This is a genomic window from Curtobacterium sp. AG1037 (genome assembly GCF_003349855.1).
In the GTDB taxonomy this organism is placed as follows: Bacteria; Actinomycetota; Actinomycetes; order Actinomycetales; family Microbacteriaceae; genus Curtobacterium; species Curtobacterium citreum.
Genome location: NZ_QQAO01000008.1, coordinates 129065 through 140977, shown reverse-complemented (window position 1 = coordinate 140977; position 11913 = coordinate 129065). Strand labels below are relative to the sequence as shown.

General features: G+C 71.9%; 11 protein-coding genes. 3 read left to right on the top strand and 8 right to left on the bottom strand.

Annotated features, from left to right (window positions below; genetic code table 11):
- Positions 1–17: 17 nt before the first annotated feature.
- The 4 genes from DEU32_RS12660 to DEU32_RS12645 all read right to left on the bottom strand — a co-directional run bounded on the left by DEU32_RS12660 (position 18) and on the right by DEU32_RS12645 (position 3128).
- Positions 18–713 (bottom strand): hypothetical protein, encoded by a 696-nt coding sequence (locus DEU32_RS12660; RefSeq protein ID WP_114850864.1) that lies wholly within the window; start codon positions 711–713, stop codon positions 18–20.
- Position 714: 1 nt separating this feature from the next.
- Positions 715–1671, bottom strand: coding sequence for a 16S rRNA (cytosine(1402)-N(4))-methyltransferase RsmH (rsmH, locus tag DEU32_RS12655; protein WP_114850889.1), 957 nt, complete (start codon positions 1669–1671; stop codon positions 715–717).
- 107 nt (positions 1672–1778) lie between these two features.
- Positions 1779–2210 (bottom strand): division/cell wall cluster transcriptional repressor MraZ, encoded by a 432-nt coding sequence (gene mraZ, locus DEU32_RS12650; protein ID WP_058729729.1) that lies wholly within the window; start codon positions 2208–2210, stop codon positions 1779–1781.
- Positions 2211–2732: 522 nt separating this feature from the next.
- A complete protein-coding gene (locus DEU32_RS12645) occupies positions 2733–3128 on the bottom strand; it encodes a DUF3040 domain-containing protein (RefSeq protein ID WP_058742393.1) in 396 nt (131 codons plus the stop codon).
- 108 nt (positions 3129–3236) lie between these two features.
- On the opposite strand from DEU32_RS12645, the gene DEU32_RS12640 reads away from it, so the two are divergent.
- Complete coding sequence (locus tag DEU32_RS12640; RefSeq protein ID WP_058742394.1) at positions 3237–4355, top strand: polyprenyl synthetase family protein; 1119 nt, start codon at positions 3237–3239, stop codon at positions 4353–4355.
- 73 nt (positions 4356–4428) lie between these two features.
- Here DEU32_RS12640 and DEU32_RS12635 read toward each other — a convergent pair whose 3' ends face one another.
- A complete protein-coding gene (locus tag DEU32_RS12635; protein WP_114850863.1) occupies positions 4429–4794 on the bottom strand; it encodes an Rv2175c family DNA-binding protein in 366 nt (121 codons plus the stop codon).
- A 230-nt stretch (positions 4795–5024) separates the two neighbouring features.
- Between DEU32_RS12635 and DEU32_RS12630 the strand changes: the two genes are divergently transcribed.
- Both DEU32_RS12630 and pknB read left to right on the top strand, forming a co-directional pair.
- Positions 5025–6245, top strand: coding sequence for a LysM peptidoglycan-binding domain-containing protein (locus DEU32_RS12630; RefSeq protein ID WP_114850862.1), 1221 nt, complete (start codon positions 5025–5027; stop codon positions 6243–6245).
- Positions 6246–6354: 109 nt separating this feature from the next.
- Positions 6355–8370, top strand: a complete 2016-nt coding sequence (gene pknB / locus DEU32_RS12625) for a Stk1 family PASTA domain-containing Ser/Thr kinase (protein ID WP_258554867.1) — start codon at positions 6355–6357, stop codon at positions 8368–8370.
- Positions 8371–8649: 279 nt separating this feature from the next.
- Here pknB and DEU32_RS12620 read toward each other — a convergent pair whose 3' ends face one another.
- From DEU32_RS12620 to DEU32_RS12610, 3 genes are all read right to left on the bottom strand, one after another.
- Positions 8650–9993, bottom strand: coding sequence for a class II 3-deoxy-7-phosphoheptulonate synthase (locus tag DEU32_RS12620; RefSeq protein WP_114850887.1), 1344 nt, complete (start codon positions 9991–9993; stop codon positions 8650–8652).
- 116 nt (positions 9994–10109) lie between these two features.
- Complete coding sequence (locus tag DEU32_RS12615) at positions 10110–10835, bottom strand: 1-acyl-sn-glycerol-3-phosphate acyltransferase (RefSeq protein ID WP_058742399.1); 726 nt, start codon at positions 10833–10835, stop codon at positions 10110–10112.
- Positions 10836–10865: 30 nt separating this feature from the next.
- Positions 10866–11819, bottom strand: a complete 954-nt coding sequence (locus DEU32_RS12610; RefSeq protein WP_058742408.1) for an ROK family glucokinase — start codon at positions 11817–11819, stop codon at positions 10866–10868.
- Between the last annotated feature and the right edge of the window lie 94 nt (positions 11820–11913).

The window sequence follows — 11913 nt, the reverse complement described above, 5'->3', positions numbered from 1 at the left end:
GTGTCCCGACCCGCAGGTCACCGGGTGGCGGGGGCCTGGAGCTGGTTCGGGTCGGACTCTACGTCGGGGGTGGAGGATGCCCCGGCCGACGCGCTGGACCCTGTGGTCTTCCCAGCGTCGCCGCTCGACGGTGCGCGCGTCGAGGACGCGTCCGTCGAGGGTGCGCTCGTCGCCGATGCGTCGGCTGCGCCGCCCGTCTCCTTGCTGGCGGCCGTGTCGCCGGACTTCGCGGCGAGCGGCACCTGGTCGAGCAGGGCGTTCGGGACCTGGTTGTCGCTGCTCGCCGTCGCCTCGTCCGGGGCGGCGGGCGTCGGCGTGCCGAACACCTGCCCGGTCTTCGGGTCGAGGTACACCGGCGTCGAGTTCGCGATCATCCCGAGGGACTGCGCGTTCCTGGCGAGGTTCTGCGGGGAGTCGAGCACCCGGAGCTCCTCGGACAGCGACTGCTGCGTCCGGGAGAGCGCGGTCTGCTCAGCCCCGAGTGAGCTGAGCGTGTACGCGCCCTGGCTCAGGACCATGCTGATGCCGAGCTGCGCGAGCAGCAGCACGCCGAGCGCCGCGACCGCCACCACCGCGTAGGCGATGCGGGGGCGGGCCCGTCGCTGCGCCTTGGTCGGGGCGACCTCGACGAGCTCGGGACGCTCGTGACGGGAGCCGCGGGGCGCACGGGGCGGGGCGACGGCAGGGTCGACGAGTGCGAGGTTCGTGCTCATGTCACTTCCGGATCCGCTGGGCCGCGCGCAGGCGCACGGGGATGGCTCGGGGGTTGGCGGCGCGTTCGGCCTCGTCGGCCAGTTCCGCGCCCTTGACGACGAGGGAGAAGGTGGGGGCGTGCTCGGGCAGCTCGACCGGCAGGCCGGCGGGGGCGCTCGAGGTGGTGCGCTCGACGAGGGCCCGCTTGACGAGCCGGTCCTCGAGGGACTGGTAGGACTCGACGACGATCCGACCGCCGACCGCGACGGCGTCGAGCGCCGCCGGGATCGCCCGCTCGAGGACCGCCAGTTCGGCGTTGACCTCGATCCGGAGTGCCTGGAAGACCCGCTTGGCGGGGTGCCCCTGCCGCTGCACGGCGACGGGGGTCGCGTCGTGCAGGACCTGGACGAGGTCGCCGGACATCTCGAACGGACGCTCGGCCCGCCGCGCGACGATCGCCCGGGCGTAGCGGCCGGCGAGTTTCTCCTCGCCGTAGCGCTGGAAGATCCGGCGCAGCTCGCCCTCGTCGTACGTGGCCAGGACGTCGGCGGCGGTCTGCCCCCCGGTCCGGTCCATGCGCATGTCGAGTGGCGCGTCCTGGCTGTACGCGAAGCCGCGCTCGGCCCGGTCGAGCTGCAGCGAGGACACGCCGAGGTCGAACAGCACGCCGTCCACCGCGTCGAAGCCCTCGCCCGCGATCGCGTCGGCGATCCCGTCGTAGACCGTGTGCACCAGGCGGACGCGGTCACCGAAGCGGGCGAGCCGCTCCCCCGCGATGCCGAGCGCGTCGGTGTCCCGGTCGAGCCCGATGAGCGTCAGGTCCGGGAAGCGCTCGAGCAGGCCCTCGGAGTGACCGCCCATGCCGAGGGTGGCGTCGACGACGACCTTGCCCGGGCCGTCGAGGGCGGGCACGAAGAGCTCGACGATGCGGTCGAGCATCACCGGCGTGTGCGGGAACTTCGGCTGGTCGTCGGCCATGTGCAGCCCCTCGGACTCCTGGGCCACGCACCCGGATCCCCATCCATGCGACCTGACACCGGGGAAGGTGTGTCAGGGCACCACGGCTGGGAGTCCCGATCCGCGGATCAGAAGATCCCCGGGATCACCTCCTCGTCGTTGTCGGCGAAGCCCTCTTCGACCTCGGCGTAGTAGGCCTCCCACGCGGGGGTCGACCAGATCTCGGCACGGTCACCGCTGCCGATGACCGTGAGGTCCCGCTCGAGCCCCGCGTACTCGCGGAGGTTCTGCGGGATCGTCACGCGGTTCTGCTTGTCCGGGGTCTCCGCGCTCGCTCCGGAGAGGAACAGGCGCATGTAGTCCCGGGTGCGCTTCGAGGTCATCGGCGCCGTGCGGATCCGCTCGTGCAGCTGCTCGAACGTGTCCGCGCTGAAGACCACGACGCAGCGCTCCTGCCCACGGGTCATCACGAGCCCGCCGGACAGTTCGTCCCGGAACTTGGCGGGGAGGATCACGCGACCCTTCTCGTCGAGCTTCGGGGCATGGGTACCGAGCAGCACGTCGGGGCCTCCCCTCCGCTCCACCGGACCGTCGTGTTCCCCACTTTACTCCACTTCGCTCCCCGCGAACCGGAAGCGGCCCCGTGAATTCCCCGGATCCCCCGGAATGGGGGCGTCCAGGGCAGGGTCGGCAAGCTGGCGCGCGGCTCACTCCCCCGGAACGACGGCGATCAGGGCGCGGCTCGACGCCGTGGAGGAAAGTGGAGGACTTTTGGAGGGTGATGGCGGTCCAAGGGCGCGCCGGACGGGAGGATCGTGGCGGTGCCGCCACGATCCTCCCGTCCGCCCTCCCCCCACCTGGCGCGCGATCCTTCCCATCGCAGGTGACCTGGGATGCCGATCCGCGCGTGGGATGCCGGGAGGAACGGCATCCGATGCGCGGTTCGGCTTCCCGTGCGCGGATCGACCTCCGACGCGCGGATCGGCACCAGGCGCGCCAGGAAACCACGCTCCCCCACGCACGACGACGGGGCCGGTCCCGAAGGACCGGCCCCGTCGTGGTGGAGGCGTGTGGAGGGGCTGCTACTGCTGCCCGGGGTCGTTGCGCTTGTCCCAGCGCTCGTTCATGCGGTCCATGAACGAGCCACCGGACGAGGACGGTCGCGCGGGCTTCGCGGAGCCACCGGACCGAGGCGCCTTCGCCCCGGACTTCGGCATCCGCATGCCCGGCCGCAGCGCCCACAGGACGCCGGCGAGCATGACGACGAAGCCGGGCAGACCGAGCCACGGCTGCTTGAAGGCGAGTGCGAGGACGACGATCGCGACGCCGACCAGCGCAGCGAGGACGCCCAGCGTGATGGACGTGTAACTCGGACGACCCTGGCGGCGCGTGACCCGCGCCACGAAGTCGGAGTCGTTCTGGTAGAGGCTGCGCTCCATCTCCTCGAGGAGTCGCTGCTCTTGCTCCGAGAGTGGCATCTCGTTTCCCTCTGTTCCTGGGGATGCTGTTGCCTGGCGGCATCGGGTGTCGACGTCGCCAGAAGTGGACCGATTCTATGTCTCGACCGCTCCACTAGGGTAGGGACCGTGGCTGAGAGTACGCGATTAGTGGACCTCGTTTCGGCGCGGATCGACCGGGCGCTCGACGAGCAGCGGGAGCGGCTCCTCGCCATCAGTCCCGACCTCGAGCAGTTCGACCGGTACGCCCGCGACCTGCTGTCCGGCGGGAAGCGCTTCCGAGCGCTGTTCTGCTACTGGGGATGGCAGTCCGTGGCGGGGCGGTCCGGCTCGTTCGACCCCCTGGCCGAGGGCTCCCGGCAGACCACGGCCGAGGCCGTCGTCACGGTCGCCGCCGCGCTCGAGGTCTTCCACGCGGCCGCCCTCGTGCACGACGACATCATGGACCGCTCGGACACCCGTCGTGGGCGTCCCGCCGCGCACCGCCGCTTCGAGTCCCAGCACGCGGAGTCCGGGTGGGCCGGCGACCGCGCCCTGTACGGCACGAACTCCGCACTGCTCCTCGGCGACCTGCTGCTGTCGCTCAGCGACTCGGTCTTCGACGAGGGCCTCGCGCTGCTCGACCCGGCACGCGCCCGCATCGTGCGCCAGGAGTTCCACACCATGCGGCTCGACGTCACCGCGGGGCAGTACCTCGACGTGCACGAGGAGACCGCCTGGCCGACGATCGACGAGTCCGAGCACCTCGTGCGGGCGCAGCGCGTCATCGTCTTCAAGTCGGCGAAGTACTCGATCGAGGCGCCGCTCGTGATCGGCGCCCTCGTGGCCGGTGCCACCGAGGCGCAGCTCGAGGGCCTGCGGTCCTTCGGCCTGCCGCTCGGCGTGGCCTACCAGCTGCGCGACGACCTGCTCGGGGTGTTCGGCGACCCCGAGGTCACCGGGAAGCCGGCCGGCGACGACCTCCGCGAAGGCAAGCGCACCGTCCTCATCGCCTCGGCGCGGAAGACCCTGGGGGCCGGTCCGCGCCAGCTGCTCGACGAGCTCCTCGGCGACCCGGACCTCGACGAGGCCCAGGTGCAGATGCTCCGGGCGACCCTCACCGAGTCCGGCGCGGTCGCGGCCGTCGAGCGCTCGATCGAACGGCACGTGCAGCGCGCGAAGGCCGCGCTCGACGCCGCACCGCTCACACCGTCGGCGCGCGACCAGCTGGTCGCGCTGGCCGACACCGTGAGCCGCCGCGTCGCGTAGACGGGGACGACGAGACGGACAGGAGGATCGTGGCGGCGCCGCCACGATCCTCCCGTCCGAGCAGTGGTGGGGTCTAGAGCAGTGACTGGGCCACGCGGCGCACCTCGGCCTTGCGGCCGGCGCGCAGCGCCGCGATCGGCGAGGTGCCGAGTGCGGGTTCCTCGCTGAGCATCCAGCGCACGGCCTCGTCGTCGGAGAACCCGTTGTCACCGAGGACGACGAGGGTGCCGCGGAGTTCGGGCAGGGGCTCGTCACCGTCGAGGAACTCGCTCGGGACGCGGAGCACGCCGCCGACCCGTGCCGGCAGCAGGGTCTTCTGCTCGAAGAGCCGGTGGATGCGACCCGGGGTCACGCCGAAGCGTTCCACGAGGTCGGGCACCGTCAGCCAGCGCTCGGAGAGGGTCGTGTCGTCGGTGGGTGCAGCGCTCACGCGCCCCATGTTGCCAGAGTGTCCGGCCACCTCGGCGCGTCCCGTTGGTCACACGAGTCACACACACCACATCCGACTCTCTGGTTGACTTGGGAATCAGCCCATGCCAGCGTTGAGTCACCTGTGAGTGCTCGCACACGCGCGCACGGCCCGAGATCAGGCCCCGAGATCAGGAGAGTCCCGTGGACAACGCTGCAGACGAAGGCGCCCGCCGCGCACGATCGGCCCGGTTCGCCACCATGCCAATCGTGCTCGCGGGGACGATCGCCGTGACCGCCGGCCTGACGGGCCCGATCGCGCACGCCGAGCCCCGGCACGACGACGACGCCGCGAAGAAGCGGCACGTCGACCAGGACCGCAACGTCGGCGACCGCCCGGTGTTCGGCACGGCCGTCGCCCGTCCGGCGGAGACCACGGTGACCACGGTGGCCGCCGTGCAGCGCACCCCGACGACCGCTGCGCCCACGAACTACACCGTCCAGCAGGGCGACACCGTCTCGGGCATCGCCGCCCGCTACGGCCTCTCCGCGCAGGAGGTCCTGGTGCGGAACGGCCTCGGCTGGAACACGATCATCCACCCGGGGCAGACCCTGCACCTGACCTCCCAGCCGGCGTCGGCCCCGGTCGCCGCCGCGTCGTCGTCGAGCACCGCGACCGGGAGCTACCACGTCAAGCAGGGCGACACCGTGTCGGGCATCGCGGCCCGCGTCGGCGTGTCGACCTCGGCGCTCCTCGGCGCGAACAACCTGTCGCAGCGCTCGGTCATCTACCCCGGGCAGACGCTCACGGTCCCCCGCGCCGGGACCCCGGCGCCCGCTCCCGCCCCAGCCGCGAAGCCCGCCGCGACGACCTCGACCGCGTCGGCCCGCTCGAACAGCGTGAAGATCGTCGCCGGAGACACCATCGCGGCGATCGCCGTCAAGCACGGGGTGTCCGTCAAGGCGCTCCTGGCGGCGAACGGCCTCAGCTACACGAGCACCATCTACGCGGGCAAGACGCTCGTGATCCCCGGCTCCGGTGCCGTCGCGACGACGTCCTCGTCCCGGCCGACGAGCGTCAACGGCGTCTCGCTCTCCGCCGAGCAGCGCGCCAACGCGGCCACGATCGTCTCCGTCGGCCGCACCATGGGCGTGCCGGACCGCGGCATCGTCATCGCCCTCGCCGCCGCGCTGCAGGAGTCGAGCCTCCGGAACCTGTCGCACGGCGACCGCGACTCGGTGGGGCTGTTCCAGCAGCGGCCGAGCCAGGGCTGGGGCGACAAGGCGACGCTGCAGGACCCGTCCGCCGCGACGAAGCTCTTCTTCCGCGGCAACCCCGGCAAGACGCGCGGACTGCTGTCCGTCCCCGGGTGGTCGTCGATGCAGCTGACCGACGCCGCGCAGGCCGTGCAGGTGTCCGCGTACCCGGGCGAGTACGCCAAGTGGGAGCAGACCGCCTCGGCGCTGCTCGCCTCGTTCTGACGCCCGGCCCGTCCGGGCGACCGAGCCGACTCATCCTCGAGATCGAGATTGGGTCACGACCGGTGCGTCAGTGCGGGACCGGCCAGCGCCGCTTCGTAGAATGCCGCCGATGACCACGAACGCCGCCACGGACCCGATGATCGGTCGCATGATCGACCAGCGGTACCGCGTGCGCTCCCGCATCGCGCGCGGGGGCATGGCGACCGTGTACCTCGCGACCGACGTCCGGCTCGAGCGCCGGGTCGCGATCAAGATCATGCACGGGCACCTGGCCGACGACCAGGCCTTCCGGGAGCGCTTCATCCAGGAGGCCCGGAGCGCCGCCCGGCTGTCGCACCCGAACCTGGTCGGCGTGTACGACCAGGGCGCCGAGGACGACACGGCGTACATCGTGATGGAGTACATCCCGGGCATCACGCTGCGGGACCTGCTGCAGGAGCACCACGCGCTGACCCCGGAGCAGGCGACGGACATCCTCCGCGCCGTGCTCGCCGGCCTGGCCTCGGCCCACCGCGCCGGGATCGTGCACCGCGACCTCAAGCCCGAGAACGTCCTGCTCGCCGACGACGGCCGGATCAAGCTCGGCGACTTCGGGCTCGCCCGTGCAACGACCGCGAACACCGCGACCGGTGCCGCCCTGCTCGGGACGATCGCGTACCTGTCCCCCGAGCTCGTCACGCGCGGCGCGGCGGACTCCCGGAGCGACATCTACGCGCTCGGCATCATGCTCTACGAGATGCTCACCGGCGAGCAGCCGTACAAGGGCGACCAGCCGATGCAGATCGCGTACCAGCACGCGAACGACACCGTGCCCGCGCCGAGCGCCGCCGTTCCGGGGGTCCCGCCGGAGCTCGACGACCTCGTCGCCTGGGCCACGGCCCGCGACCCCGAGGACCGCCCCCGCGACGCGCGCGAACTGCTCGACCACATGTCGGGCAACCAGCAGCGTGCCACCGGGCAGTACCGCACGGCTGTCCTGCGCCCCGAGAACGCGACCGCGATCCTCCCGGCCGGCGGCGCCTCGCCGGACTCGGCACCGGACACCGACGACCCGACGACCGTGCTCGACCGGACGCCGGCGGACACGCGCTCCCCGGTCCGCCGGGGTGCACCGGGCCTGCGACGCACCGGATCCCAGCCGGGCGTCCTCTCCCCCGCCGGGCAGCGCCTGGCGGACCTGTCGGCACGGCGCCGGAAGCGCGGCTGGATCGCCCTGGCGATCGTGCTCGTGCTCGTCCTGGCCGCCGGGGTCGTCGGCTGGGCGTTCGGACCCGGACCGTGGGGCAACGTCCGGATCCCCGAGGTCACGGGCAAGTCCGTCTCCCAGGCCCGGCAGCTGCTCGAGGCCCAGGGGCTCCAGACCGCCCGCGCGACGGCGACCCGCTTCGACGCCGTCGTCGCGAAGGGTCAGGTCTCCACGACGAAGCCCGCCGCCGACCGCGAGGTCCGGAAGGGCACGGCCGTCCAGATCGTCGTGTCGGACGGCCCGCGGCTGATCACCCTGCCGGCCATCGTCGGCCAGCCGGTGTCGACCGTGACGGCCGCGCTCGACGACGACTTCCAGCTGCAGGACGACCAGTACCAGTTCTCTGCCGACGCGCCGAAGGACACCGTCATCGCGGCGACCGGCGTCGGCACCGACGGTGCGACCGTCGACCTCGCGCAGGTGCAGCAGTACGGCGAACGCGGCCCGGTGACCCTCACGGTGTCGCTCGGACCGGTGCCGGACGTCGCCGGCAAGTCCGTCGCCGACGCCACCGCCGCCCTCGACGCCGTCGGGCTGACCGTGGGCGCGCAGTCCGCGCAGTTCTCGGACGACGTCCCGAGCGGCCAGGTCATCTCGCAGTCGGTGCAGGACGACCCTGCGAAGCAGGGCTCGGCGGTCGACCTCGTGGTGTCGAAGGGTCCGGCGCCGATCGCGCTGCCGGACGTCGCGGGCAAGACGGTGCGCGACGCCACGAGCACGCTCGAGGCCCTCGGGCTCCAGGTGAAGGTGCCGGACTGCACGAACATCCTGTGCCGCATCTCGGACTGGAAGTCTGTCCTGCCCGTGACCTCGACGGACCCGCCGGCCAAGTCGACGGTGCACCGCGGCGACACGATCACCCTCGCCTACGACGACTGAGCCCGTCCCGCCCGCCGCAGGCCGTTCCGCGCGTCGGAGACCGTTCCGCGCGTCGGGGCTCGTTCCGCGCGTCGAAGGACGTTCCGCGCGTCGGAGACCGATCCGCGCGTAGAACGTCGTTCCTTCCGCCCTCCGACGCGCGGATCGTCCTCCCATCACACCCGCGATGGGTAGGAACGTCGCGGGCGGTCGCACGGCGACCAGGCGACGAACGGGAGGCGCGGTGCCAGCTGGCACCGCGCCTCCCGTCCGTGAGCCCGTCCCGCGGGCCGCTCGTGGCTACGCCCGCTGGTACGGGTGCGCGCTGAGCTCCTCGGCGACGAGGAACGCGAGCTCGAGCGACTGCATGTGGTTCAGGCGTGGGTCGCACAGCGACTCGTACCGGGTGGCCAGGGTCGCCTCGTCGATCTGCTCCGACCCGCCGAGGCACTCCGTGACGTCGTCACCGGTGAGCTCGACGTGCATGCCGCCGGGGTACGTGCCGACCTGCCGGTGCGCCTCGAAGAAGCCGAGGACCTCGTCCACGACGTCGTCGAAGCGGCGGGTCTTGTAGCCCGTGGGCGTGGTCAGGCCGTTGCCGTGCATCGGGTCGGTGACCCAGAGCGGCTTCGCGTCCATGCCCTTGATCGCCTCGAGGAGCTTCGGGAGCTCGTCGCGGATCTTGCCGGCGCCCATGCGGGTGATGAACGTGAGCCGGCCGGGCTCGCGCTCCGGGTCCAGCTTGTCGACCAGGGCACGCATGTCGTCGACCGAGGTCGTCGGGCCGAGCTTCACGCCGATCGGGTTCCGCACCCGCGACAGGAAGTCGACGTGCGCACCGTCGATGTCGCGCGTGCGCTCCCCGATCCAGATGAAGTGGCCGGAGGTGTCGTACGCCTGCCCGGAGCGGGAGTCGATCCGGGTCATCGGGCGCTCGTAGTCCATGAGCAGGCCTTCGTGCGAGGCGTAGAACTCGGTGTGCTTGAGCGCCTCGAAGTCGGCACCGCAGGCGTCCATGAAGCGGACCGCGCGGTCGATCTCCTGCGCCATGTGCTCGTACCGGGCGTTCGCCGGGTTCGACGCGAAGCCCTTGTTCCACGAGTGCACCTGGCGGAGGTCCGCGAACCCGCCCTGCGTGAAGGCGCGCACGAGGTTCAGCGTGGAGGCGGCCGTGTGGTACCCCTGCACGAGGCGCCGCGGGTCGGCCTGGCGGCTCTCCGGCGTGAAGTCGTACCCGTTGACGATGTCGCCGCGGTAGGCCGGCAGCGTGACGTCGCCGCGCGTCTCGAAGTCGCTCGAGCGCGGCTTGGCGAACTGCCCCGCCATGCGACCCATCTTGATGATCGGCATCGAGGCGCCGTAGGTCAGGACGACGGCCATCTGCAGGATCGTCTTGACGCGGTCGCGGATGGAGTCAGCGGTCGCGCCGGCGAAGGTCTCGGCGCAGTCACCGCCCTGGAGCAGGAACGCGCGGCCCGAGGCGGCTGCAGCGAGCCTATCGCGGAGCTTGTCGACCTCGCCGGCGAACACGAGCGGGGGAAGCGTGGCGATCTCGGCCGAGGCGGCCTCGGCCGCGGCGGTGTCCGGCCAGGTCGGCTGCTGCTTGATCGGGAGCGTCCGCCAGTGGTCGAGGCCCTCGATCACGTCCGGATCCTGCAGGGCGACGAAGTCGGTCGACTCGAGCACGGTGGTACCTCGGGGGTTCTGGGGCGTACCGCCTGCGGCGCAGGCGCACCGGCGGGCGCCGGAGTCCTCAGATCCTACCGTCCGGGTGCCGCTGCCCGGTCCTTCATGACCTGCTCGCGGGCGCTGCTCGCGCGCTCCTTGACGCTCGTCGCGTAGACGTCGACGTACTCCTGCCGGCTCAGCCCGGCGAGCTCGTGCATGACCTCGTCCGTGACGCTCCGGAGGATGAAGCGGTCGGTCTCGAAGCCCTCGAAACGCGAGAAGTCGAGCGGCTTGCCGAACACGACGCCGACCCGCTTGAACTTCGGGAACTTCTGGCCGATCTGCTGCACCTCGCGCGTGCCGATCATCGCGACCGGCACGACGGTGACGCGCCCCTCGAGGATCATCCGGGCGATGCCGGTGCGACCGCGGTACAGCTTGCCGTCGGGGCTGCGCGTGCCCTCGGGGTAGATGCCGAGCTGCTCGCCGCGGGCGAGGACCTGGAGTCCGGTGCGGAGCGACGCCTCTGATGCCTTGCCGCCGGAGCGGTCGATCGGGAGCTGGCCGATGGCGTTGAAGAACGTCTTCGTCGCCCAGCCCTTGAGCCCCCGGCCGGTGAAGTAGTCGCTCTTCGCGAGGAACGACATCCGGCGGTCCAGCACGGCCGGCAGGATCACCGAGTCGATGAACGAGATGTGGTTCGAGGCGAAGATCACCGGCCCCTTCGCGGGGACGTGCTCGCGCCCGATGACCCACGGTCGGAACAGGGTGAGGATGAGCGGGCCGAGCAGGAAGTTCTTCAGCAGCCAGTAGGTCATCGTCGACTCCAGTCGTTCGCCGAGGCGACCCTACGCCGTGCGGGCGTGGATCCGGGCGAGGTCCGCGGCACCGACGACGCCGGCGTCGTTCACGAGCTCGGCGATGACGAAGTCGGGCTCCGGGTGGTAGCCGCGCGCCGGCAGGTTGCTCAGGTAGGCCTGCTTGATCGGCTCGAGCAGCCGGTCCCCCGCGCTGGCGACACCGCCGCCGAACACGAAGAGCTGCGGGTCGAGCACGGCGGAGAGCGACGCGCAGGCCTCGCCGAGGTGACGGCCGAGTCGGCGGAGGGCCGCGAGGGCGCCCGGGTCGTCCGCCAGGATCAGGTCGCCGACGATCCTGCCGTCGAGCTGGCCACCGTTCTGCTCGCGGGCGTCGGCCAGGGCGGAACCGATGCCGCCGGCGTCCGCGACGTCGTTCGCCATGCGCTGCAGGGCACGACCCGAGCCGTACTGCTCGATGCAGCCGCGGGCACCGCAGCCGCACGGCAGCCCGTTCGGGACGATGCGCAGGTGCCCGATCTCGCCGCCGGTGCCGAAGCCGCCGCGGAACAGGCGGTCCTCGGTCACGATCGCGCCGCCGACCCCGGTACCGATGGTCAGCATGGTCATGTCCGACACGAGCCGGCCGGCACCGAAGCGGAACTCCGCCCAGCCGGCGGCGTTCGCGTCGTTGTCGACCGTGATGTGCAGGTCGCCGAGCCGCTCCTGGAGCTTCTGCCGCAGGGGTTCGTTCCGCCACCGGATGTTCGGCGTGTAGTAGACGATCGACTGCGAGGCGTCGATGAAGCCAGGGGCCGCGACGCCCACCGCGCCGACCTCGTGGGCCGCCCGGAGTCGCGACACCATGGTCACGACGTCGTCGAGCATGGCGTCCGGGTCCGCCGCGTTGGTGGCCACGCGGTCCTCGGCGACGATCTCGCCGAGTTCCGTCACGACCGCTCCCGCGATCTTGGTGCCCCCGATGTCGATTCCGATGGCATGCACGAGCATCGACCCTACCGTCTCCCGGTGGCCACGGAGAACGTCCGCGACGCCCGGATGCACACGGAACCCCCGGCTGCTGCCCATATGCTGACGG

What these genes read in the sequence shown, in the direction of transcription:
- rsmH (WP_114850889.1), bottom strand. Translation starts at nt 1,671, where the DNA reads ATGGCCGACGACCAGCCGAAGTTCCCGCACACGCCGGTGATGCTCGAC.
- DEU32_RS12615 (WP_058742399.1), bottom strand. Translation starts at nt 10,835, where the DNA reads ATGACCTACTGGCTGCTGAAGAACTTCCTGCTCGGCCCGCTCATCCTC.
- DEU32_RS12630 (WP_114850862.1), top strand. Translation starts at nt 5,025, where the DNA reads ATGCCAATCGTGCTCGCGGGGACGATCGCCGTGACCGCCGGCCTGACG.
- pknB (WP_258554867.1), top strand. Translation starts at nt 6,355, where the DNA reads ATGACCACGAACGCCGCCACGGACCCGATGATCGGTCGCATGATCGAC.
- DEU32_RS12660 (WP_114850864.1), bottom strand. Translation starts at nt 713, where the DNA reads ATGAGCACGAACCTCGCACTCGTCGACCCTGCCGTCGCCCCGCCCCGT.
- DEU32_RS12635 (WP_114850863.1), bottom strand. Translation starts at nt 4,794, where the DNA reads ATGGGGCGCGTGAGCGCTGCACCCACCGACGACACGACCCTCTCCGAG.
- DEU32_RS12645 (WP_058742393.1), bottom strand. Translation starts at nt 3,128, where the DNA reads ATGCCACTCTCGGAGCAAGAGCAGCGACTCCTCGAGGAGATGGAGCGC.